Annotated in this window: 17 protein-coding genes; 10 read left to right on the top strand and 7 right to left on the bottom strand. The window is 33.0% G+C overall.

The annotated features are described in order from the left end of the window. Nucleotides 1-46: 46 nt before the first annotated feature. Together ABD730_RS14560 and ABD730_RS14565 are read left to right on the top strand one after the other, a co-directional pair. Nucleotides 47-4,714, top strand: a complete 4,668-nt coding sequence (locus ABD730_RS14560) for a T9SS type A sorting domain-containing protein (RefSeq protein ID WP_344715631.1) — start codon at nucleotides 47-49, stop codon at nucleotides 4,712-4,714. Nucleotides 4,715-5,133: 419 nt separating this feature from the next. Next, nucleotides 5,134-8,418, top strand: a complete 3,285-nt coding sequence (locus tag ABD730_RS14565) for a T9SS type A sorting domain-containing protein (protein WP_344715633.1) — start codon at nucleotides 5,134-5,136, stop codon at nucleotides 8,416-8,418. Between the two features lie 30 nt (nucleotides 8,419-8,448). Here the strand turns inward: ABD730_RS14565 and trpS are convergent, their stop codons facing one another. Continuing rightward, on the bottom strand, nucleotides 8,449-9,417 hold the full coding sequence (gene trpS, locus ABD730_RS14570; RefSeq protein WP_215926510.1) for a tryptophan--tRNA ligase: 969 nt from the start codon (nucleotides 9,415-9,417) through the stop codon (nucleotides 8,449-8,451). A gap of 115 nt (nucleotides 9,418-9,532) precedes the next feature. On the opposite strand from trpS, the gene ABD730_RS14575 reads away from it, so the two are divergent. Continuing rightward, nucleotides 9,533-10,297: a lysophospholipid acyltransferase family protein gene (locus tag ABD730_RS14575; protein ID WP_334468746.1), complete on the top strand. Its 765-nt coding sequence runs from the start codon at nucleotides 9,533-9,535 to the stop codon at nucleotides 10,295-10,297. A 60-nt stretch (nucleotides 10,298-10,357) separates the two neighbouring features. On the opposite strand, the gene ABD730_RS14580 is transcribed toward ABD730_RS14575, so the two are convergent. From ABD730_RS14580 to recA, 4 genes are all read right to left on the bottom strand, one after another. Further along, on the bottom strand, nucleotides 10,358-11,956 hold the full coding sequence (locus ABD730_RS14580) for a hypothetical protein (protein ID WP_344715635.1): 1,599 nt from the start codon (nucleotides 11,954-11,956) through the stop codon (nucleotides 10,358-10,360). Between the two features lie 3 nt (nucleotides 11,957-11,959). Continuing rightward, nucleotides 11,960-12,505, bottom strand: coding sequence for an RNA polymerase sigma factor (locus ABD730_RS14585; protein WP_334468750.1), 546 nt, complete (start codon nucleotides 12,503-12,505; stop codon nucleotides 11,960-11,962). Between the two features lie 49 nt (nucleotides 12,506-12,554). Continuing rightward, the gene (locus ABD730_RS14590) at nucleotides 12,555-12,992 is read right to left on the bottom strand and encodes a hypothetical protein (protein ID WP_334468751.1); all 438 of its coding nucleotides are present in this window, start codon (nucleotides 12,990-12,992) and stop codon (nucleotides 12,555-12,557) included. Between the two features lie 103 nt (nucleotides 12,993-13,095). Continuing rightward, the gene (gene recA, locus ABD730_RS14595; RefSeq protein WP_334468752.1) at nucleotides 13,096-14,100 is read right to left on the bottom strand and encodes a recombinase RecA; all 1,005 of its coding nucleotides are present in this window, start codon (nucleotides 14,098-14,100) and stop codon (nucleotides 13,096-13,098) included. A 448-nt stretch (nucleotides 14,101-14,548) separates the two neighbouring features. On the opposite strand from recA, the gene trhO reads away from it, so the two are divergent. The 7 genes from trhO (at nucleotide 14,549) to ABD730_RS14630 (ending at nucleotide 22,366) form a co-directional block, all read left to right on the top strand. Continuing rightward, nucleotides 14,549-15,619, top strand: a complete 1,071-nt coding sequence (gene trhO, locus ABD730_RS14600) for an oxygen-dependent tRNA uridine(34) hydroxylase TrhO (RefSeq protein ID WP_334468754.1) — start codon at nucleotides 14,549-14,551, stop codon at nucleotides 15,617-15,619. Next, on the top strand, nucleotides 15,620-16,624 hold the full coding sequence (locus ABD730_RS14605; protein ID WP_215926525.1) for a radical SAM protein: 1,005 nt from the start codon (nucleotides 15,620-15,622) through the stop codon (nucleotides 16,622-16,624). It begins immediately after the preceding gene. A 191-nt stretch (nucleotides 16,625-16,815) separates the two neighbouring features. Then, nucleotides 16,816-18,066, top strand: coding sequence for a PSP1 domain-containing protein (locus tag ABD730_RS14610; protein ID WP_334468758.1), 1,251 nt, complete (start codon nucleotides 16,816-16,818; stop codon nucleotides 18,064-18,066). Next, nucleotides 18,050-18,553, top strand: coding sequence for a gliding motility lipoprotein GldH (locus ABD730_RS14615; protein WP_215926529.1), 504 nt, complete (start codon nucleotides 18,050-18,052; stop codon nucleotides 18,551-18,553). The genes ABD730_RS14610 and ABD730_RS14615 overlap by 17 nt, the downstream gene beginning before the upstream one ends. A gap of 5 nt (nucleotides 18,554-18,558) precedes the next feature. Continuing rightward, nucleotides 18,559-20,916, top strand: coding sequence for a penicillin-binding protein 1A (locus tag ABD730_RS14620; RefSeq protein ID WP_334468761.1), 2,358 nt, complete (start codon nucleotides 18,559-18,561; stop codon nucleotides 20,914-20,916). Between the two features lie 92 nt (nucleotides 20,917-21,008). Continuing rightward, nucleotides 21,009-21,710 carry a CoA transferase subunit A gene (locus tag ABD730_RS14625; protein ID WP_215926534.1) on the top strand — a complete coding sequence of 234 codons (702 nt, stop codon included), beginning with the start codon at nucleotides 21,009-21,011 and terminating at the stop codon, nucleotides 21,708-21,710. Between the two features lie 2 nt (nucleotides 21,711-21,712). Beyond that, a complete protein-coding gene (locus ABD730_RS14630; RefSeq protein WP_344715639.1) occupies nucleotides 21,713-22,366 on the top strand; it encodes a CoA transferase subunit B in 654 nt (217 codons plus the stop codon). A 221-nt stretch (nucleotides 22,367-22,587) separates the two neighbouring features. Here ABD730_RS14630 and ABD730_RS14635 read toward each other — a convergent pair whose 3' ends face one another. Together ABD730_RS14635 and ABD730_RS14640 are read right to left on the bottom strand one after the other, a co-directional pair. Further along, nucleotides 22,588-22,725, bottom strand: a complete 138-nt coding sequence (locus ABD730_RS14635; RefSeq protein WP_344715640.1) for a hypothetical protein — start codon at nucleotides 22,723-22,725, stop codon at nucleotides 22,588-22,590. Between the two features lies 1 nt (nucleotide 22,726). Next, the gene (locus ABD730_RS14640) at nucleotides 22,727-24,412 is read right to left on the bottom strand and encodes an ABC transporter ATP-binding protein (RefSeq protein WP_344715642.1); all 1,686 of its coding nucleotides are present in this window, start codon (nucleotides 24,410-24,412) and stop codon (nucleotides 22,727-22,729) included. Nucleotide 24,413 lies beyond the last annotated feature (1 nt).

A 24,413-nucleotide genomic window follows, 5' to 3' on the forward strand; every position in this document is an offset into this window, starting at 1 on the left:
AATGTCGTTTTTATACTTTTGTGAGCTTATAGTAGTGTTTGGGTTTATGAAGTATTTTTATGTTATCTGTTTTTTCTTATTTCAGTTTAATTTAGTTGCACAACATCAAGAATTATCAGTTTTTACTTGTGGTGAGTTAGAGGATACTAGTCAGACGGCTCAATCAAGAAGCTCTTTTCATACAACGGAGAATCCAGATAATATTTTTGTAGATCGTTTTGGTAATGAAAAACAAAAAAATATAAACCCTAATATTGCTGGTCAACAAAGGGCAATACCCTTAGCACCAGATTATATTAGTCCAGAAGGTTTGTTTGCCATTTATTTAACGGATCAAATATCTGATAATAGCATTCAAGATTTTGATAACAATTCAGCCTATAGAAATGTCATTGCACAGATTTTTGCGGATTTAGAGCAGTTAATTATAGAAAGTCCATCAACAGGTGTCGTAGAACCTGTAAAGATAGAGCTGCAATCCATGTCTGTTAACAGTGGTGTGTTAGCATCAGCATCTTCATATTATGATTACTCAGGTGTTGCAGTAGGTACTATTGTAGAAGGTGAAGTTTGGAAAGCCATAAATTCTGGATCTAATGATCCCGATAATTGGGATGGTTTAATACGCGTTAACTTTTTTCATGATTGGTACAGTGATTTCAATAATCCCACTGGAATTACTGGAACAAATGCATTTGACATGTATGCTGTTTTATTACACGAAATTATGCATGCATTGGGTTTTGCTTCAGGTATAGACGAATTCGGAAACCCCAAAAATGGAAGGGCTTTTTTAAAATATGATAATTTACTACATACAGATACAAATGATAATTTAATTGTACCTCTTGGTCTAGACTGGAGTTTTAATAGTGCGGTCCCTATTAACACCATAACAAATGGCTGTCCAAGCACCTCGGAAATTAGATTAGGAGATAATAATTTACCAGTGCATTCACCACAGGTTTTTTCTAATGGATCAAGTTTAAGTCATGTAGATTTAAATAATGACTGTAACTATCCACTTAATGATTTTATAATGGCATATGCCATTGCTGCTGAAACTTCAAGAAGACCGCTCTCACAAGAGTTTGATATATTATGTAGTTTAAATTATAATTTATATACTCAATTTGGTAACAACAACATCATAGAGTTTGGAAATCCTGCAATTATTACTGCCATAACCAATAACACTAGTAATGTTATCGCTTATTCGGGTTGTGAGGCTCAAGTTTTTGGAATCAATGATTTTGAAAATCCAATAGCACAACCAACAATTGAAAATTGCCAGGGAAATACATTAAATATCCTTGAACAAGATTTATTAAGTAATGATATATCTAGTCTTGGTTTAGCTTTAGAAGTTTCTAACTTAAGTTTAAACGGTGATTTAATTACAGCTTTTACAGGCGTTGCTCCAAATAGAACTTTTGAAATAACTCCCAATGCCGTTGGTGATTTTCAGCTTGTTTACCAACCAAAAGATACTAATGGCAATTTAGGAAATAACACTTTTGTAAACATTAAAGTGACGATGTGTCCAAACTTTGGATGTGTAAACACAAGTGGTTGTAATTTAATATGTAACCCAGAAATTGATTTTTTAGATAATCCTTCTCGTTTTTGTATTTTATTTGGACATTCTAGTGGTAACAATGTTAATACCATACCTGGTTGGCGATTTAAGTTTGGAACAACGGAATGGATGTTAGACGACAGTAGCACATGTGACCCTGTTGGTTCAAGTTTTAGTATTGGAAGAAATACAATTTCATTACCAGATACGGGTTCTTCTAGTGGAAGATTTAATTTTTATGGAAATCAGCTTCCTTATAATTCTGGTCCTAACTCGGCATTTGAATCCGAAAGTACTATGACAGCTGTTACATTACAACCCAATGTAAAATACCTTCTATCATATCATAAAAGTGATGGTATAGATCCAGCCTATGTTGGCACTAATACTCCCTCTAATAATGCGCAACCCAATATTGGTCTAGATGTTAGATTAAGTGATAGTGATAGTGATATAGATAATTACAATCTTCGGTATGTACATGATAGAGATACACAATTAATTAGCGTGAGTGGTACAGTAGAGCATAATTTCTACAATAATAGCACGTTACTTATTAATGATGATGCGATAGATTTTAATTGGTCTCAAACCGTGACTACATTTAATTCACCTTCAACCATAGATAATTCTAATTCGTTTTTAGTTTTTAGCCACGCCATAGGGAATAGTTATATTAATTCTGGTAGACCTTATGCGACCGCTCGAGAATATTATTTCTTGGCATTAGACAGAGTAGAATTAATAGAAGACCATTTACAAGATACACCAAATAATTACATTGTAGATTGTGGAGCCACGCAAAACATTGGTATAGATTTATGCTCAGTCTCTAATATGCAATACGAATGGTGGGATATTACCAACGGAATTCAATTAACAGATTTAGATGATACTACAAGTGCTTATACGGACGGTATCTTAAATACATTACCAGCATCTGTAAATTATACCATAAATGCTATAAATAGCAATGGTTCTATAATAACACTAAGTAACCTTGAAAACTCAATAGAATTAGAGTTGCACAGAACGTTTCCGTTGACGTTTGTAAATACTACTACAACACCTGCGTCCACAGCCTCAAATAATATAAATGACCCTGATAATACGGTTACAGTCAATATTACAGTTTTAAATGAAGCACCAACAGATGCAACATTTACGACGACTTCTTTATCAGACTGTTTAGAATATACATTTGAAGCTACTGAAATCTACGAAACCCATGAGTGGGATTTTGATAATGATGGCATACCTGAGGTTTCGGGTTCTGGTACTGATTTAGCAAACACCAACCCAAGCTATACTTTTTCTGGATCAGGTACTTATATCGTAACACATACGGCATATAACGAGTGTGGTAGTTTATCTAATCAAGAACAAATTATACTCGCTTGTGGTTGCTCTAGTAGTACGACTTGGAACGGCACAACATGGAGTAATGGTAATCCAGATATTAATACAGAAGCCATAATTAATGGCAACTACGACACGCTGCTTAACGGAAGTTTTAGTGCCTGTGAATTAGTTGTAAATGCCAGTGCAACACTTTTTATTCAAAATGCAACATTCGTAGAAGTAGAAAGTAATACAACTGTAAATGGTAATCTTTGGGTAGAAACTCATGGAGCATTTGTTCAGAATTTAGATTTAGAAAATGCATTTATTCTTAATCCTGGAGGTAATGCGCTTGTAAATAAACAGACCACTGTTGTTAATAATTGGTATGATTATACCTATTGGAGTTCACCAATTGTGGATGAAACCGTAGGTGATGCCTTAGATATTGCACCTGCAAACCGACGTTTTTGGTACAATGCACAAAACTATTTAGATCAATATTTAGATAGTTCTAATAACACAATTCTTGGTAGCGATGATATTGATGATGATGGTAATGACTGGCAAATAGCAACTGCAGCATCCATTATGACTCCAGGAGTAGGCTATGCAGCAACGGTTTCTCCTATTGGTGTTTTCCCAGGTGCTTATCTAGCCACTTTTGAAGGTGTATTTAATAATGGTATTATAGAAACACCCATTTATGTTAATGGCTTAGCCACTGACAATGATTGGAATTTAATTGGTAATCCCTATCCTAGTGCTATAGATTTTAATGATCTATATGCATTAAACTCAGGTCTTATTGGTGGGTCTGCGTATTTATGGTCTCATGCTAGTCCTCCAGATAACAACAACGATGGTAATCAAGGTTTAAATTTTAATGCAAACGATTATGCTATTATTACTGTTGGTAGTGGAAATATTGCTGGTAATGGTACTTTAACAGTTAATAATATTCCTAACAGCGACAACACAATTCCTTCTGGTCAAGGGTTTTTTGTAAAAGGCTTATCTAACGGAACATTAACGTTTAATAATAGTATGCGTAAAGCGGATTTAATAAGTAATAATCAGTTCTTTAGAAGCTCTAATATAACAACAAACACCAACAGATTATGGTTGAATCTAACCACTGAAAGCGGTATTTTTAACCAAATACTTATCGCTTATGTTGATGGTGCTAGTGATGGGTTTGATGGATTTTCTTTTGATGCCACTCGAAGTCTGCATGGTGGGAACACCTCAATTTTATTTACTGAAATTGAAAATGATACCAGAAGATTTGCGATTCAAGGGAAAAACCCAAATGACTTAAATCTTAATGAAATTATACCGTTTGCGTATTATTCGGGAGTAGATGATACTACCGTTTACACTATTTCTATTCCACAATTAGAAGGAGATTTCTTAACAAATAATACCATTTATCTACGTGATAAATTATTAAACGTAGTCCATAACTTAAATGCTGAACACTACAGTTTTTATTCACAAATGGGAGAATTTAAAGATAGGTTTGAAATCGTTTTCAATTCAGAGAATTTATCGATTAAAGATAAAGACATTGAAGCTTTAGAGGTGTATCCAAACCCAACAACAGGTATTATTCATGTAAAGTCTGAAACAACCTTAAAATCATTACAGTTGTTTAATAATTTAGGGCAGTTAATTTTATCTAAATCTGAGGCCAATCATTTAGACCTTTCTAGAATTAGTGAAGGTATATACTTTTTAAAAGTGATGGACTTATATGGAAACACTAAAAGTGTTCCTGTTATAAAGAAATAGTGCTTGTATAGCTAGCAACTAAATTTAGACTTGTAATTATAGTTGTTGAGAGTTTTTATCATTTTAAATAATAAACTATTCTTTTGTATAACATTTAATAAAAAAAAGATAGGCTAACCTTCTAAATAAATGCTACGTTGGTTGCGATTAAGTTGTTTGTGATGAGTTATTTAAGCTTCTTTATAAGGTGATTTTAATAGTAGTGACTTGAAATATTAGTTGTGCAATTTTTATATAAAATTCTTTCAAAATAAATCACTTTATCGTTAGTTTGTTACACATTAACGTTTATATTGTTTTTTTTATCTGATTTTTTTTACATCTTTGTAACCCCTCAATAAGAAGAACTATAACGATTTTCAACTTTAAGACTTGTTTTTAGAAGTTGATATGTTTCCTACATTATGGCGCCTAAATTTATGTATACTAAAAATTGTATCAACTTATTGAAATGTCTCGCTGTAAGCGTTTTATTTTTACTACCTCTAGTCGTATCTGCTCAAACCGTAACAAACGTATTTCCTACAAGAGTTACAACGGGTAGTAAAATAACTATAATAGGCACAGGATTTTATGATGGTTTGCAACATAATATAGATACCGGTTATACCGGGCAGGGGGAAAAAACGTATGTTAGTCCAACTGAGATGACCGTTAAAATCACAACAAACTCTACATCGGATCAGATAAAAATATTTTCTGTGTCTGGCGCTACAATAGACTCTGGTGTTAATGATCAAATAAATTATATTGCACCAACGAGTAAAAGTATAACGTATAATAGTGTAAATAGGGTTAGAGAAGTATATACGACATGGGACAAAGATGGTAATGGGGATAATTTTTGGAAATCATCCGATTTTGTGTCTAGTGACTCTTCAACCTTTCCAAATGACCGCCATGTATTACTAGGTTTTAAGATGAGTTTTGGAGGTGCTACAGGTGATGTTATCTTTTCTACAGGTGTTAATGATGCATTGTTAGAAACTAAATTAGCCGCGTTGGGTATAGATGTTTCTGCCACAAGTACAATGTATAAGCGTCAAAATTTTAAAGCCTATTCTACAAATGGAGTTAGTGGTAAGCCTAACTCTAATAATTACATAGGTTTTGCTGATAAAATTGATGGTCATTCAGGTTCAATAGTGTTAAATAATGCCGTAAGAAAGACAGTATATGATGTTATTATAGATGGAGATAATGGTTTAGATTTAGGCACGGGAATTGCAAATTTTAATGATGATGCTGATATACGATTTTACAGTGGTAACGGTGATGTTGGGGCTGTTAGTGATGGTATCCCCGATTTATTAATCACACAAATGGCACAACCTGGTGGTAGTGATGTGTATTATTATGCTGATGTCAATGGTAATGTTGTTGGAAGACCTGTTAAACTTTCATTTAACGGAAATAATAATACAAGGCTATATCAATGGAAAGTAGATTTTTATAGATTAGATACCTCTTCTAATTCTACATTTCAGACTGCGATACCTACTACAGCATCTTTTGGAAATGGGCAAACCAGAGGGTTTAGAATGGCGGCTTTAAGCTTAGAAGATTTTGGTATTGATGGTTCAGTTAATGCTGATATTAATGATATTGATAATATTAATATGGGTGCTGGTGGTTCTTCAGATATGGCTTTTATGTCTTATAATAAGGCTTCTTTTGCTATTAAATCTCCAGTGATTTTAAAATCTCCAGTTTCGCGATTTATTTGCCGGTTACCTTCAAATTCTAACTTAACATTTACAGCGCAAGGAGATATTGAAGGTACACCTACGAGTGATCCAAATGAAACTATTTCTTATACATGGTTTAGAAACAATGTAAATTTAGGAGAATCATCTAATTCGTTTAGTATACCAGCAGGATTAACGAGTGCAGATCTTGAAGATACTGATTATCGAGTTCGAGTTAAAAACGGTTATGGTGCTGTAGATTTACCTTTTATCATCTCAGAAGGAGGTACACCTACTTATTGGGATGGTTCCAATTGGGTTTTACCCTCAATTTATACAGAAAATAATATTTCTGTGCCTAATGATGACCGAAGCTTAATAATTGCAGCTGAGTATAATGAAATTGCTAATGTGGTTGGATGTGATTGTACAGTATCTGCTGGTAAAAATGTAATATTATCTGCAGGTTCAACAATGACACTTTATAATTCTTTAATTGTAGAGCCATTAATACCAGCAAATCCAAGTGAAGGGACATTGGAGGTGCCTGCTGGTACTTTTATTATTGAAAACGATGCTAGTTTAGTACAAATAAAAAATAGTGACTCTAATTTAAATAGTGGTGATATTATAGTAAGACGAAACGTTGAGGCTAGTACTTTACATCAAAATGATTATGTGTATTGGTCGGCTCCAGTTAATGAATTTAATCTTTCAGGTATTTTAAATACCGCAGCTTATCAATGGCTTGTCAATGAAGATAATGCTAACGGAGAAGTTGGTAATTGGGTGTCTGCGGCTAATACTACAATGGCAGCAGGTAAAGGTTACATTCTAAGAGTGACTAATGATCAAGCAACGAACGGATTTACAGCCGAATTTGAAGGTGTGCCAAATAATGGAACAGTGAGTGTTTCTGTATTTAAATCTGGATCCTCTGTTGATGAACAAGAGAATAAACATTGGAACTTAATTGGTAATCCATATCCTTCGGCTATAAATACAGATAAGTTTTTAGCTAATAATACTAATATTGAAGGTCGTGTTGATCTATGGATGCATACCAATGAGGTGTCAAATTCCGTGGACAGTCCATTTTACGAAAATTTTGTAGCCAATTATGGAGATCAATATATTACATACAATGGTGTGGGCTCATCAGACCCTTATCATGGTGTTGATAGAAATATTGCGTCTGGTCAGGGCTTTTTTGTGCAAGTAATGGAAAGTTCTGTAAATACGAGCACAGTAGAGTTTACAAATGATATGCGTTATGATGCTGCTGAAAATAGCTATAACAACTCTCAGTTTTATAGAAATAATTTAGATGAGGCCATTAATGAAAGTGAAAAACAATTGGTGTGGTTAAGCATTGCTAATGATAATAATATTAAGAGTACTTTAATAGGTTATGTTGATGGAGCAACTGAAGGTAAGGATAGACTCTATGATGCTTATACTAATGGAAGCGGACTTAATTTATATTCTTTAATTTCTAATCATCAAAAACTGGTGATACAAGGTTTGCCATTGCCGTTTTTAGAGAGCAATAGCGTGCCTTTAGGTTTTGAGATTGCTAATAATGGTGTGCACACAATTGCTATAGGAAGTGTACAAGGAAGTGTATTTGTAGAGCAAGAGCAAGCTATTTTTTTAGAAGATACTTATACGGGTATTATTCATAATTTAAGAACATCACCATACAATTTTGTAGGTGAAGTAGGTGAGTATAATGATCGTTTTATATTGAGGTACACGTCGCCATTAACACTTTCAGATATTGATGTGTGGACTTTAAATACATTTGCTTATATAAACGATGCTAAATGCTATGTTACATCTTCAGCGCGTATAGAAGCTCTAATGATTTTTGATATAAGCGGTAAGCAAATGGTTAATTATAAACCTAATAATTCAACAGCTTTAGTTGCACCATTTAACTTTGCTAAAGGTGTGTATATTGCATATATTAAGTTAGATAATGGCAATATAGTAACCAAAAAACTTATAAATTAAAGTCAGTCGTTTATAGGTCGCAATAAATAATTAGTAGCCTACTTTCTCTCTAACACGTTTCAAAACGTCGTCTGCAACCAATTTTGCTTTAGCGGCACCTTTTGCTAATGCTGAATCAACTTCATCAAGATTATTCATATAATAATTATAACGTTCTCTTTGTTTAGAAAAACGCTCTAAGATTAATTCGTACAAGGCTTGTTTGGCGTGGCCATAACCGTAATTTCCTCCTTCGTAATTAGCCTTCATTTCTGCAATTTGAGCTTCAGAAGCTAACAAACTATAAATAGCAAAACAGTTACATGTTGTCCAGTCTTTTGGTTCTTCAAGAGGTGTACTATCGGTTTCAATAGACATTATTTTTTTACGTAATTGTTTTTCAGGTAAAAAGATATTAATAAAATTACCGCGACTTTTACTCATTTTTTCGCCATCTGTACCAGGAATAAGCATGCCGTTTTCTTGTATTTTTCCTTCAGGTAAAACAAAAGCTTCTCCCATTTTAGCATGAAAACGAGAGGCGACATCACGTGTCATTTCAATATGTTGTAATTGGTCTTTTCCAACCGGAATGATTTCTGCATCATACAACAGAATATCCGCAGCCATAAGCATTGGATAGGTGAATAAGCCAGAGTTAACGTCTTCTAAACGATCGGCTTTATCTTTAAATCCATGCGCTAATGTTAAACGTTGGTAAGGAAAGAAACAACTTAAATACCAAGAGAGTTCCGTTACTTGCGGAATATCACTTTGTCTATAAAATACGGTTTTTTCAATATCTAACCCAAACGCTAGCCAAGTTGCAGCAACAGAATAAGTGTGATTTCTTAATTCTTCAGCATCTTTAATTTGTGTTAGCGTATGCAAATTTGCGATAAATAAAAATGAATCGTTTTTAGCATCATTAGCCATTTCTATTGCTGGTAAAATTGCACCTAATATATTTCCTAAATGCGGTGTGCCTGTGCTTTGTACTCCTGTTAGTATTCTTGCCATAACATTACCTGTGTAAGCAGGTATCTCTTTAAATTAAACTTAAATTATAAACAAAGGTAAATTTTTTAGTAGAACTATAAGAAGTCATTTAATTTAATTAATTAGTTTTGATGCTATGGCATTTTTGAAATATCCATTTTGGCTTTTATATCGCATTTGGTTCTACATTTTGGTAGCTATCCCAATTATTGTATTGTTTCCTTTATTAATTATCTCTATTTCTAGAGAGGAATGGTATCGGTATTTTTTTAAACTAGCACGCATTTGGTCTAAGTTTATTTTAATAGGTATGGGTTTTGGGTATAAAATCATAAGAGAAGAAATGCCTGATCCTAATAAAAGTTACATGTTTGTAGCTAATCATACTTCTATGGCAGATATTATGCTAATGCTGGTGGCTGTTAAGAATCCTTTTGTCTTTGTAGGAAAACAAGAACTCGCAAAAATTCCATTGTTTGGATTCTTTTATAAACGTACCTGTATTTTAGTAGATAGAAGTAGTGCTCAAAGCAGACAAGCTGTTTTTTTAAGAGCACAACGACGCTTAAAACAGGGAGTAAGTATTTGTATTTTTCCTGAAGGTGGTGTACCAGAAGAGCATATTTTATTAGATGAATTTAAAGATGGAGCGTTTCGATTGGCAATTAACCATCAAATACCTGTAGTACCAATAACTTTCTACGATAATAAAAAGCGATTTTCATATACTTTTTTTAGTGGAGGTCCTGGTAAAATGCGAGCCAAAATTCATCATTTTTTGCCAACAAATGGTTTAAAGGCTACAGATACTAAAGCATTAAATGAAAAAACACGGACTTTAATTTGGGATGAATTAAGTCGTCATCAAATAACAAAAAAAAGCTACTCTAACCAAGAGTAGCTTTTGTTATCATTGCATTTATCATAGCTTACTTGCTGCAATAACCTAAATTAAATTAACCTAAAACTTAAAACTTAATCCTGTATACACACCGATAAAAAACGGTTTAAAATCTCCCGTTGTATTATTAAATGTGTTTATTTGATACTTTAATGTGGGTTCAAGATTTATATGCCATTGTTTAGACAGATTGTAATTCATTCCTAAACCAAAATTGGCACTAAAACTGGTAGTATTAATATTGTTGGCTTCTCCAATTAAGGTCGAACTTCCATTGATATCTGCGTAGATTTCATTTTCATTTAAAATAAACGTGCTAAATCCACCAATAACATTAATTCCGAATTTTTTATCTAATAAGCTATACTCTAACTCTAAAGGCACTTCAATAAAACCAAATTTTTGATCAATTTTACCTGCAATTTTAGTGTTGAATAGTTCTGGAGTAGAAGCTTTATTCATCATTGTAGAGCTTATAAGTGATACGTGTTGCTCCCCTCCTTTAAAGGAAATATTACTGAACTCAGCGTCTACACCTCTAGCAGCTGTTTCAGCTCCTGTATAAGCATAAACATCTGAGGTCGTTTGACTAAGGTTTACACGATGGACACCTGCTCTAATTTTTAATTTCTTAGAAATGGCATAGCTACCAGCAATACCATAGCTCATGGTAATATCAGAACTTTTGGAGTTTTCATTAAATTGCTGATCTAAAGGAGATCCAGCTCCTAAAGAGCTAAAATAAACAGGCGCAACATTTGGGGCAATGCTCCACCTGTTTTGGTCATCTTCTTTTTCTTCTTCTTCAATAGTTGTGTTCTGTTCTGCAATAGCATCTTCAATAGACGCTTTTTCTGGAATTTCAATAAGTGAATTCTCGACTTCTGGCTTATTTGTTTTGCTTAAATCTGTATGAGGTGTTTCAGATTTTGTGTTTTCAGATGATTTATTTGCTGCAATACCTGTGTTACTGTTTTCTAAGGCCTCTTTAATGGTAGATTTTATTTCTGTTTCAGATGCTAATTGAGTGTTATCGTTTTTCTTTAAATTAGAATTTGATGTTTTAGTTTGGTTAGCAATCTTGGTGCTTTTGTCTTTATTTGATGACAAGCGATGTTGCTTTTGAGACGGTTTATGTCGTTTTACAACTTTAGAGTTATTAGCAACCGAATTTAACTTTTGATTGTAATTATTAGGGGTTGTTAATTGTTTTGAAGTAGATGTTTTTTGAGATGTATCCTCTTTAGAATCGTTTAAATTTGATTCTTGTTCAGAGTCTATATTTGAATTAACTATTTGGGTTTTATTATTAGATCCAACTGTATTTAGCTCGTTTGGACTTTTTTTAGTTGGTGTATTTGTGTTGTTGTTGTTGTTGTTGTTGTTGTTGTTGTTTAGGTCATTGGTGCTATTTTCTGTATTAACAATAGGAAATTTCTGATTATCATCAGTATTAAATACAGAAACTCCAACAGTTAGTAATAAAGTAACCATAGCTGCAACACCACCAATTTGCCACCACAGGGCAATAACTCTACGTTTTTTCTTTTTCTTAGGAAGACTTTCGCTTATGCGTTCCCAAACGGCATCGTTAGGCGCAACTTCAAAATCTTTGAACTTTTCCTGAAAAAGTCTATCTATGTTTTTTTTATCGTTCATTATTTATAAGCTTCGCGAATTTGAGGTTGCGTTATAAGCTTCAATTTTATCTTTTAAAATCATCCTTGCTCTTGCTAGGTTAGATTTTGAGGTACCTACTGAAATATTAATCAATTCACTAATTTCAACATGAGAATAGCCATCTAAAACGTATAAGTTGAATACCAACCTATATCTATCTGGTAATTCTTGGATAATTTGTAGTAAATAATTAATACTTACGTCGTTTTCATTAAGATCTACTGAAACGTCTTTAATATTATCTTCATTCATAATATCGTAAACGCCTACATCTTCTCTATAGCGTTGCAAAGATGTGTTTATGGCAATTCTTTTAAGCCAACCTTCAAAAGACCCTTTGTTATTATACTGTTCTATTTTATTAAAAATAGTTATAAATGCGTCGTGCAGATTATCTTCTGCTTCTGCATAGTTTTTTGAGTACTTAAGACAAAGCGAAAATAATTTACTTGCAAATTGCTTGTATAATTGGCTTTGAGCTTGAGCATCTTTGTTAATACAATTTTTTATGAGTTGGTCTAAACTCACATTTGTTATAGAGTTAGTTAATAATTAAAGTTTTAAATGTCCGTATGTTTTAATCGTCAGATAGCACAACAGGAACTTCTACAATATAGTATTGGTCAACAGTTACTCCGTTTGTTTCAACTTCTCCTTGGAAAAACTTAAATACATAGGTTTCACTTCCAGTGGCATGAAAATTAAAATGAACGGTTACTTCTTCAGGGGCATCAATACATGTTGTGTTGTTTATAGTATATACTGTATTTACAACTGCAACGGTTCTTTGTTGTCCATCTATTTCATAAAAAAAATCATTAAAATAGTAACATGAACTTGGCTGTGTATACGTTATATCTATTTGGTAAACTTCGCCTTTTACAAAATATTCAGGCATTACTACGCTATCAATAGGTACAACTTCCAAATAAAAATCATGGTTATTGACATCGTCAACATTACACGAAGTTAATATTGAGGCAAGTAAAAAGGCGATTAGGACAAATTTCTTCATACATTAATTAATCAATTTCTATAATATAGATGTAAAAAGTGCGAAATGGTTGCGTCTAAAATTAAAAAAATCCTGATTTTGTGTCAGGATTTTTTAATTCAATTTATTTAGATTCATTAATGAGTGCTCTCACTTTTTCTTCTAATTCGTCCATCAGGTCTGGATTATCCTGTATTAAAAGTTTAACAGCATCACGACCTTGACCTAGCTTGGTGTCTCCATAGCTAAACCAAGAACCACTCTTTTTAACAATTTCGTGTTCTACGGCTAAATCTAAAACTTCTCCTACCTTAGAGATACCTGCACCATACATAATATCAAATTCTGCCAATCTAAATGGTGGAGCAACTTTGTTTTTAACAACCTTAACTCGCGTTTTATTACCCATTACATTACTGTCGCTATCTTTAATCTGTGTAGAACGTCTAATGTCTAAACGCACAGAAGCGTAGAATTTTAAGGCATTACCACCTGTTGTAGTTTCAGGGTTACCAAACATGACACCAATTTTTTCACGTAACTGGTTAATAAAAATTACGGTACAATTGGTCTTGCTAATAGAAGCTGTTAATTTTCTTAAAGCCTGAGACATTAAACGCGCATGTAAGCCCATTTTAGAATCTCCCATTTCACCTTCAATTTCACTTTTAGGTGTTAAGGCAGCCACAGAGTCAATTACAACAATATCAATAGCACCAGACCTAATTAAGTTATCAGCAATTTCTAAAGCTTGCTCTCCGTTATCTGGTTGAGAAATAATTAAATTGTCAATGTCTACTCCTAATTTTTCGGCATAGAAACGATCAAAAGCATGCTCTGCATCAATAAATGCGGCAATACCTCCCGCTTTTTGCGCTTCTGCAATGGCATGAAGTGTTAATGTTGTTTTACCAGAAGATTCTGGACCATATATTTCAATAACACGTCCTCTAGGATATCCACCAACGCCTAAAGCAATATCTAAACCTAAAGAACCAGAGGAAATAGCATCTACATCTACAACCGCCTGATCGCTCATTTTCATCACAGTCCCTTTACCATAAGCTTTATCTAATTTATCTAACGTTAGTTTTAAAGCTTTTAATTTTGCATCTTTTTCGCTACTCATTTGTTCTTTTTCTTAAAATTAATTGTCTTCAAAAATACCACTTATTTTATTTATTTCATTTTTTGTTTTAAAATAACTGTAAAAGAAAATAACGTTTTTTTCACTTTTATAACGCAACCCTTTTGCACTTTTTACATCTACTAAATGAAAAAGGAATTAATTGCTATGAAAAAGTTTTAGAAAGCAGAGGTAAATCTTTTGATTTCTCTGTTTTATAAACAACACAATTAGTAAAGCATTAGGTGTTTCAGTTACTGTTTAACTCTCAGTAATTGTAAAGCCGGTGTAGATTAACTTTTTAAGTTGTTTTAAGTTGGTAAGTTAATCTGTAAAAGCACTTTGAAATATTCAGAGTGCTTTTTTTTGTGCTTATTTTGAAGCTTTTGTACTAAAAATAATACCTTTGTCGCTTATTATTTTATTCTTTAACCTTAAAAATTAGTATAGCATGCAACTGTACAATAACTTAAGTGCCAAAGAAAGAGCAGAACTTATTGCACAAGCGGGAAAAGAACGCTTAACCATCTCTTTCTACAAGTACGCTAAAATTAACAATACCGAAATTTTTAGAAACCACATGTTTCTCGCTTGGGATGAATTAGAAGTCTTAGGAAGAATCTACGTGGCCACTGAAGGAATTAATGCGCAACTTTCTGTACCTGCAGAAAACTTTGATGCTTTTAAGAAACATCTGGATACCATTTCGTTTTTAGAAAATGTAAGATTAAATATTGCTATAGAGCACGATAATTTTGCCTTTTTAAAACTAAAAGTTAAAGTGCGTAAAAAAATTGTAGCAGACGGATTAAATGATGCGTCTTTTGATGTGACTAATAAAGGTGTTCATGTTAATGCTAAAAAATTCAACGAGCTTATTGAAGACCCAAATACGGTTCTGGTAGATATGCGAAACCATTACGAAAGTGAAATTGGTCATTTTAAAAATGCCGTAACACCAGATGTAGATACTTTTAGAGAGTCTTTAGATTTAATTGAAGAAGATTTAAGAGCACACAAAGAAGACAAGAAGCTAGTGATGTATTGCACCGGAGGTATTAGATGTGAAAAAGCAAGTGCATATTATAAGCATAAGGGCTTTAAAAACGTATTTCAGCTTGAAGGTGGTATCATTAACTATGTTAGACAGATTGAGGCTGAAGGCTTAGAAAATAAATTCTTAGGTAAAAACTTTGTTTTCGACGAAAGACGATCAGAACGTATCAGTGATGATGTTATTGCCAATTGTCACCAATGTGGAAAACCAGCAGATATGCACACAAATTGTGCTAATGAAGCTTGTCATTTATTATTTATTCAGTGTGATGAATGCAAGGAAAAAATGGAAAATTGTTGTTCTTCAAACTGTATGGAAATAAATAGATTACCATACGAAGAGCAAAAAGCATTACGCAAAGGACAGGGCAATAGTAATGATATTTTTAAAAAAGGACGTGCAGATCATTTGCCATATAAAAAGGACTTGCGTAATATTTTTGATACCTTAGGCAAAACAATTTAAATGAACATTTACAAGCTATTACAACTTAACAGAAAAATTAAGAGCCATAGGATTAAGTTCTTTGGGCTTTTTCTGTTGCATAAACTTAATAAGCGGTATTTAGCCGTTAATTTAGATCCTGTAATGGCTTGTAATTTGCGTTGTAAAATGTGTTATTTTACGGATGAAGATTATGTAAAAACACTAAAAGGACAATTTAAAGATGAAGAATTAAATTTAGTAGCAAAAACTATTTTTAAACGTGCCTTAAAGCTTCAAATAGGTTGCGGTACTGAGCCTACATTGTATAAAAATCTTGTAAAAATTGTAGAATTAGGCAAGCAGTATAAAGTACCCTATATTTCTATAACGACAAATGCTAATTTATTAACTGAAGAAAAGATTGAAGCACTTTTAAAAGCAGGTTTAAATGAGTTTACAATTTCACTTCATGGCGTTACAAAAGAAAGCTACGAAGGCTTTATGAAAAAAGCTAATTATGAGAAATTTCATAATGCGTTTAATGTTTTTAAGAAGCTTAAAGAAACTTATGATTTTAAAGTTAGAATAAACTATACCTTTAATAAGGATAATTTTTACGAGCTTAGTGAGTTTTTTAACCATTTTGATGCCAAAAGCTTTGATATATTGCAAATTCGTCCAATTCAGAAAATTGGAAATACAGAATATAACGATTTTGATATCTCATCGTTAGCGAATGATTACCCTGATCTTATACAAACAATAAGAGCAACTTGCGCAAGTAATAATATAACGCTTATGGCTCCTAATACAATTTCTAAATTAGATTCAGAAAACCAATCGAGTTTTATTTTTGATTATACATTTTGCTATGTATCACCAAACAAATTTTGGAAAGAAGGCTTTAATTGGAAAGAGGAAAGCTTTAATAAATACTCAAAACGAATTGGCTGGAGCAATACATTGTTTTCTAATATATTTAAGTCTAAAACACAGTTAAAATCGCTGTCTAATAAATTGAATTACGAAATAGAATTCACCTAGATGTCACACTTAATAATTGAAAATATTAATAATATGAACACTGAGCTTTTTAGTGTCATATAAGAATGACGTGCAGCAATAACAATTTGACTTTAGATAACTAGAGAAATAATCTTATCTTTACTCATTAATTATTTACGAATCCTATATCTAGATTTTTTTTATTTCTAGATTTAATATATAAAATTTTTATGGCTTGTAACAGTTGCTCAACTGGTAAAGATGGCCAACCAAAAGGATGCAAAAACAATGGGACTTGTGGCACAGATAGCTGCAATAAACTTACTGTTTTTGATTGGTTAGCTAATATGTCGCTTCCAAACGGACAAGACCCATTTATTGGTGTTGAAGTGCGTTTTAAAAACGGCAGAAAACACTATTATAAAAACACAGAAAACCTCACATTAAGCATTGGAGATATAGTGGCAACACAGGCAAAGTCTGGCCACGATATAGGTATGGTTACACTTACAGGAGAATTGGTAAGGGTACAAATGAAACGCAAAAAAGTAAGACTTGATGACACTGAAAATGTTTTAAAAATATACCGAAAAGCGTCACAAAAAGACATCGATATTTGGTCTGCAGCTAGAGACAGAGAGGAACCAATGAAGGTTAAAGCACGTCAATTTGCTATAGACTTAAAGCTGAAAATGAAAATTTCAGATATAGAATTTCAAGGAGATGGCAGCAAAGCAACCTTTTATTATACCGCTGAAGAGCGCGTAGATTTTAGAGAATTAATTAAGGTTTTTGCACGTGAGTTTAGAACACGTATTGAAATGAAGCAAGTTGGCTTTAGACAAGAAGCTGCACGATTAGGAGGTATTGGATCCTGTGGTAGAGAATTGTGCTGTTCTACATGGTTAACAGATTTTAGATCTGTTAGTACATCTGCAGCACGTTATCAGCAATTGTCTTTAAACCCTTTAAAGCTTGCCGGACAATGTGGAAAATTAAAATGTTGTCTTAATTATGAGTTAGATGCCTATTTAGATGCTTTAAAAGCTTTTCCTAAATCAGACACTAAATTATATACAGAAAAAGGAAATGCAGTTTGCCAAAAAACAGACATTTTTAAAGGATTAATGTGGTATGCCTATGAAGGAGAATGGATGAATTGGCATATTATTACTACAGATCAAGCGAACGAAATTATTGAAAAAAACAAAAGAAAAGAAAAAGTCGCAAGCCTTGAAGAATATGCGGTAGAGCACATTCAAGACACTAAAAATGAGTTTGAGAACGTTGTAGGTCAAGATAGTTTAACGCGTTTTGATAGTCCAAAACCGAATAAGAAACGTAAAAACAATAGGAACAACAGAAATAACAAGAATAGAAAGAGCAACAATAAGAGTAATAACAGTAAAAATAAAACTCAAAATCGAAGCCGTAATCAAAAACCAAAAGCCAAAACAAATACAAATGCGAAGAAAGACTAATGGATTATTTTTGGTTATAATCAGTTGTTTTTTATTGGCGAGTTGTGACTCAGAAGCTGTGTTTGACCAATATAAATCAGTTCCAAATCAATGGCATAAGGATTCTGTTGCTAGTTTTAATTTTAAAGCACCTGATACTTTAAAAAATTACAATTTGTTTGTTAATTTAAGAAATACAGATGCTTATAAATTTAGTAACTTATTTCTTATAGTAGAATTAAATTATCCAAACGGAAAAGCAGTAAAAGACACTTTAGAATATAAAATGGCAGCTCCAAATGGAGAATTGTTAGGAACAGGTTTTTCAGACTTAAAAGAGAATAAATTGTGGTTTAGAGGTTATAAAGAACCCTTTAGGTTTAATGAAGAAGGAGATTACACCGTAAATATTCAACATGCCATGAGACATAATGGCGATGTTAATGGAGTTAAAAATTTAGAAGGTATAACAGATATTGGTTTTAGAGTAGAACAGGCTCAAAAGTAGTAATTATGGCAAAAAAGAAAACAACGAAATCTAAACCAGAAACTTTAGATTTTTCAAAATATGTACGTTGGTTTTGGATGGTATTTTTAGGAGGTGTTTTAGCCTTTGTATTATTATTTCTATTCGCTTCTTGGGGATTTTTAGGTGAAATGCCAGATCACACCAAGTTAGAAAATCCTGAAACTAATTTAGCTTCGGAAATCATTTCTTCAGATGATAAAACATTAGGTAAATTCTATTTTAACGATAATAGAACGCCTGTAGATTTTAAAGAATTACCTCAAAATATTGTAGATGCTTTAATTGCGACTGAAGATGTGCGTCATTACGAACATTCAGGTATTGACGGCAGAGGTACACTAAGAGCTATTTATAAATTAGGAAGCGGAGGAGGAGCTAGTACAATCTCTCAACAATTGGCTAAGAATTTATTTACAAAACAAGTGTCTAGTAATATTATTGAACGTCTTTCTCAGAAAGTAAGAGAATGGATTATTGCTATTCGTTTAGAACGTCAATACACAAAAGAAGAAATTATAGCCCAATATCTTAACATTGTTGATTTCAATAACAATGCAGATGGTATACGTAGTGCCGCTAGAATATATTTTGGTAAAGAACCTAAAGATTTAGATATTAAGGAATCGGCTATGATTGTAGGAATGTTAAAAAATCCAACCTTATACAATCCTAGACCACATAGAAACCCTGTTGGGACTAGAAATAGACGTAATGTTGTTTTAGCTCAAATGAAAAAATATGGATTCATTACTGAAGACGTAAAAGATTCACTTCAAAAAACAGAGTTAGATTTAAATTATTCTCCAGAATCACATCGTGAAGGAATTGCTACTTATTTTAGAGAATACCTTAGAGGTTTCATGAAAGAATGGACAAGTGATAAAAAGAATAGAAAACCAGATGGTAGTAAATACGACTTATATACAGATGGTTTAAAAATCTATACAACAATAGATTCCCGAATGCAACAATATGCAGAAGATGCTATTGAGCAACACATGCCGAGATTACAAGCAGAATTTAACAATCAAAATACTCCAAAACGTAATAAAACAACACCGTTTCTAGGTTTAAGTACCTCAGAGGTTGATAAATTACTAAACGATCATATGAAACGTGGTGAGCGTTGGAGGGTGCTTAAAAGTCAGGGGAAATCTGAAAAAGAGATTAGAGCTTCGTTTCAAAAACCAATAGAAATGACGGTTTTTAAATGGGTAAATGGAAAAGCAAGCGAAGTAGATACGGTTATGAAACCTATAGATTCTATGCGTTATTATAAATCTTTTTTCCGTCCAGGTATGATGTCTATGGACCCATTGACAGGTCATGTAAAAGCTTGGGTAGGAGGTATGAATTATAAACACTTCCAATACGATATGGTAAAACAAGGAACAAGGCAAGTAGGTTCTACGTTTAAACCTTTTGTTTATGCCACAGCGATAGATCAATTACAATTTTCTCCTTGCGATTCATTTCCAAGAACTCCAATAACTATTGAAGCCAATAAATTTGGAAATCCAGAACCTTGGACGACTAAGAATTCTGATGGAAATTACTCAGGGAAACAAACCCTTAAAGATGCTTTGGCAAGTTCTACCAATACAGTAACAGCGCGTTTAATTAACGAAATTGGACCGCAACCAGTTGTAGAAATGGCAAAGAAATTAGGGGTTACTTCAGATATTTTACCTGTACCAGCAATTGCATTGGGTACGACAGAGATTAGTGTTTACGAGATGGTTGCTGCCTATTCTACATTTGCAAACAAAGGAGTATATAATAAACCTGTAATGGTAACACGCATTGAGGATAAAAACGGAACAGTACTTTATCAGTTTACGCCAGAAAGTAAGGATGTTCTAAGTGAAGAGGTTGCTTATGTAACTGTAAACTTAATGGAAGGAGTTACTCAAGCAGGATCTTCTGGAGGACGTCTAAGGTCTAAAGGTGTAGATAAATACAATACAATGTATAGAGAGATAATGACGGGTTATCCTTATGAATTAGACAATCCAATTGCAGGTAAAACAGGAACAACTCAAAATCAAAGTGATGGTTGGTTTATGGGTATGGTGCCAAATTTAGTTACAGGAGTTTGGGTTGGAGCTGAAGATAGATCTGTACATTTTAGATCTATTACCTATGGTCAAGGTGCGTCTATGGCATTACCAATATGGGGTTTATATATGAAAGCTTGCTATGAAGATGAAACTTTAGATATTTCAAAAGATGAATTTGAAAAACCTTCAAACTTAACCATTAATATTGATTGTGATGTTAAAGGAGAAGGCGATCTTGGTGGCAACGAAGACCCAGAAGGGGTTATTGACTTCGATTTCTAATAATCTGCAATAGTCACACCCTTATTTTATGACTATATATTATAAAGTAAGAGCATAGTTTTGTATTTTTCAGAAGCAAAATTTCTTTATATATGATTAATAAAAAAGTGGACAATATTACAGAGGCGCTAAAAGGTGTTAGTGATAATATGACCTTTATGTTTGGCGGTTTTGGATTATCTGGAATTCCAGAAAATGCCATTGCAGAACTTGTAAAACGCAAAGTAAAAGGTTTAACCTGTATTTCTAATAATGCAGGAGTCGATGATTTTGGTTTAGGTTTATTACTACATCAAAAACAAATCAAAAAAATGATTTCCTCTTATGTAGGCGAAAATGATGAGTTTGAACGTCAAATGCTTTCAGGTGAGTTAGATGTTGAGTTAATACCTCAAGGAACATTAGCTGAGCGCGCTAGAGCAGCACAGGCAGGTTTTCCTGCGTTTTATACTCCAGCGGGTTACGGAACAGAAGTTGCAGAAGGTAAAGAAACAAGAGAGTTTGATGGTAAAATGTATGTATTAGAGCATGCGTTTAAAGCCGATTTTGCTTTTATAAAAGCATGGAAAGGCGATGCTGCAGGAAACTTAATTTTTAAAGGAACAGCAAGAAATTTTAATCCAAACATGTGTGGAGCAGCTAAAATTACTGTTGTTGAGGTTGAAGAATTAGTTCCAGTAGGTGATTTAGATCCTAATCAAATACATATTCCTGGCATTTTTGTTCAACGTATTTTTCAAGGTGAAACATATGAAAAAAGAATAGAACAATTAACAGTTAGACAAAGAGCATAGTTATGTTAGATAAAAACGGAATAGCAAAACGAATTGCAAAGGAAGTAAAAGACGGTTACTATGTTAATTTAGGAATTGGGATTCCAACATTAGTAGCAAATTTTGTAAGAGACGATATTAATGTCGAATTTCAAAGTGAAAATGGTGTTTTAGGAATGGGACCTTTTCCTTTTGAAGGAGATGAAGATGCAGATATTATTAATGCAGGAAAACAGACCATAACGACTTTGCCTGGAGCTTCATTTTTTGATTCAGCAACAAGTTTTGCGATGATTAGAGGTCAACATGTTGATTTAACAATACTTGGATCGATGGAAGTGTCAGAAAAAGGCGATATAGCTAATTGGAAAATTCCAGGTAAAATGGTTAAAGGTATGGGAGGTGCTATGGATTTAGTTGCTAGCGCAGAAAATATTATCGTTGCCATGATGCATACTAATAGAGCAGGTGAATCTAAGTTATTGAAAGAGTGTTCTTTACCTTTAACTGGAGTTGCCTGTGTAAAGAAAATAGTAACAAACTTGGCTGTTATAGAAGTAACACCAAAAGGATTTAAACTTTTAGAACGCGCACCAGGTGTTTCTGTAGAAGAGATAAAAAAAGCAACAGAAGGAGAATTGATTATTGAAGGAGATATTCCCGAAATGGAATTATAAAAATAGCTTACATAATAAATTTAAAACCGCTAATGTATAGCGGTTTTTTTGTGCGAAAAATAACAATAAAATATGTTAAATGTTAAAATTAAGTGTATTTCAACGATTAATTATGTGTTTTAGCTGATTTAATAAAAATAAATTACATATTGCAGTCCCAAACAAAATGAATTAAATTAACCTGATTTACCATAAACTTAATTTACCTTTTTGCCCCAAATCTACCATGAATTACTGCTTATGAAATCAAAACCAAATCTACCAGAACCTACTTTAAATGAAAACGATGAGTTTTCAGTATTAGAAAACACTTTTGAGTTAGTGTCAAATGTTTTTAAATTAGCAAAAAAAGTATTCATGCTATAATCCTTTTGGAATAGCATGAATTAACTTTTTTGTGTAAGCTTTTTTTGGTGAAGCGTAAATTATATCTGCATCACCAATTTCTTCAATTTTTCCTTTATTCATTACTAATAGTTGATCTGACATATATTTTACAACCGCCAAATCGTGCGAAATAAATATATAAGTAAATCCAAATTGCTCTTTTAAATCATTCAGCAAGTTTAAAACTTGTGCTTGTACAGAAATGTCTAAAGCAGAAACAGACTCGTCACAAACTATAAGCTGAGGTTCTAATGCAATAGTTCTAGCAATACCTACACGTTGGCGTTGTCCACCAGAAAACTCATGAGGATAGCGATCAAAAGCAGTGGCATCTAACCCTACTTTGTTTAAAATGTCAATTACCTTTTCTTTACGTGCTTCATGGGAAATTCCAATATTATGAACCGTCATAGGTTCTAAAATAGCGTTACCAACAGTTAAACGAGGGTTTAAAGAGGCAAAGGGATCCTGAAATATAATCTGAATATCTTTTCGCAAGGCTCGCATTTCAGAAGTACTTAAATTAGTGATATCCTTGCCTTTGTATAAAATTCTTCCAGCTGTGGCTTTGTCTAATTGTAGTATGGCATTTCCTAAAGTAGATTTTCCACAACCAGATTCTCCAACTAAGCCTAAGGTTTCACCTGTATATACCTTAAAGCTTACGCCATCAACAGCGTTAAACGGTTGGTTTTTAGAAAACCATCCTGTTTTTGAGAGGTACGTTTTTTCTACGTCAATGACTTCCAATAGCGGTTGTTGTGCATATAGCTTTTTATGATTTTTTATGCGATCTGCTTCAGAAATAATAGTAGTATTCACATTATCTGTCATAAAATCAGAAATGGTAGGTAGTTGTTTTAACCTAAAATCTGTTGAAGGTCTTGCTGCAATTAATGCTTTTGTATAAGTGTGTTTTGGTAAATGAAAAATGTCTTTAGTCGTTCCTTGTTCTACAATTTGGCCTTGATACATCACTAAAACACGATCTGCCAATTCAGAAACCAAGGATAAATCATGCGAAATAAATAAGACACTCATTTCTGTTTCTGTTTGGATGTCTTTTAAAAGCTCTAAAATCTCTTTTTGAACGGTTACATCCAATGCTGTTGTTGGTTCGTCTGCAATGAGTAATTTAGGTTTACAGGCAATAGCCATAGCAATCATGACGCGTTGTTTTTGTCCACCAGAAATTTCATGTGGATAAGCCTTTAAAATTCGCTCTGGATTGGGAAGTTTTACTTTTTCAAAGAGGTTTATAACTTCAGATGTTAGTTCTGTAGCTGATAATTTAAAGTGTTGTTTTAAGATTTCTTCAACTTGTTTCCCGCAACGCATCGATGGATTTAAAGAACTCATAGGTTCTTGAAAAATCATCGCAATGTCTTTTCCTCTTAGGGCTTGAAATTCTTTTTCAGGCAAACCAACGAGATCTTTATCCTTAAATAAGATAGAGCCAGAGGTAATTTTGGAAATCTGTTTGGGTAATAAACCCATTAGAGCTAATGACGAAATGGACTTGCCAGAACCAGATTCTCCAACAACAGCTACAATTTCATTTGCTTTTATATCAAATGAAATGTTTTTTATAATTTGTTTTTCAACCTTGTCTTTATAAAAAGAAATATGTAGTTGTTTAACGCTAATTAAATTTGCCATA

This window comes from Winogradskyella damuponensis (assembly GCF_039538385.1).
GTDB lineage: Bacteria > Bacteroidota > Bacteroidia > Flavobacteriales > Flavobacteriaceae > Winogradskyella > Winogradskyella damuponensis.

What these genes read in the sequence shown, in the direction of transcription:
- ABD730_RS14610 (WP_334468758.1), top strand. Translation starts at nt 16,816, where the DNA reads ATGGCTTGTAACAGTTGCTCAACTGGTAAAGATGGCCAACCAAAAGGA.
- ABD730_RS14640 (WP_344715642.1), bottom strand. Translation starts at nt 24,412, where the DNA reads ATGGCAAATTTAATTAGCGTTAAACAACTACATATTTCTTTTTATAAA.
- ABD730_RS14605 (WP_215926525.1), top strand. Translation starts at nt 15,620, where the DNA reads ATGAACATTTACAAGCTATTACAACTTAACAGAAAAATTAAGAGCCAT.
- trpS (WP_215926510.1), bottom strand. Translation starts at nt 9,417, where the DNA reads ATGGCAAGAATACTAACAGGAGTACAAAGCACAGGCACACCGCATTTA.
- ABD730_RS14630 (WP_344715639.1), top strand. Translation starts at nt 21,713, where the DNA reads ATGTTAGATAAAAACGGAATAGCAAAACGAATTGCAAAGGAAGTAAAA.
- ABD730_RS14625 (WP_215926534.1), top strand. Translation starts at nt 21,009, where the DNA reads ATGATTAATAAAAAAGTGGACAATATTACAGAGGCGCTAAAAGGTGTT.
- ABD730_RS14615 (WP_215926529.1), top strand. Translation starts at nt 18,050, where the DNA reads ATGCGAAGAAAGACTAATGGATTATTTTTGGTTATAATCAGTTGTTTT.
- ABD730_RS14635 (WP_344715640.1), bottom strand. Translation starts at nt 22,725, where the DNA reads ATGAATACTTTTTTTGCTAATTTAAAAACATTTGACACTAACTCAAAA.
- ABD730_RS14590 (WP_334468751.1), bottom strand. Translation starts at nt 12,992, where the DNA reads ATGAAGAAATTTGTCCTAATCGCCTTTTTACTTGCCTCAATATTAACT.
- ABD730_RS14620 (WP_334468761.1), top strand. Translation starts at nt 18,559, where the DNA reads ATGGCAAAAAAGAAAACAACGAAATCTAAACCAGAAACTTTAGATTTT.
- recA (WP_334468752.1), bottom strand. Translation starts at nt 14,100, where the DNA reads ATGAGTAGCGAAAAAGATGCAAAATTAAAAGCTTTAAAACTAACGTTA.
- ABD730_RS14560 (WP_344715631.1), top strand. Translation starts at nt 47, where the DNA reads ATGAAGTATTTTTATGTTATCTGTTTTTTCTTATTTCAGTTTAATTTA.
- trhO (WP_334468754.1), top strand. Translation starts at nt 14,549, where the DNA reads ATGCAACTGTACAATAACTTAAGTGCCAAAGAAAGAGCAGAACTTATT.
- ABD730_RS14565 (WP_344715633.1), top strand. Translation starts at nt 5,134, where the DNA reads ATGTATACTAAAAATTGTATCAACTTATTGAAATGTCTCGCTGTAAGC.
- ABD730_RS14575 (WP_334468746.1), top strand. Translation starts at nt 9,533, where the DNA reads ATGGCATTTTTGAAATATCCATTTTGGCTTTTATATCGCATTTGGTTC.
- ABD730_RS14580 (WP_344715635.1), bottom strand. Translation starts at nt 11,956, where the DNA reads ATGAACGATAAAAAAAACATAGATAGACTTTTTCAGGAAAAGTTCAAA.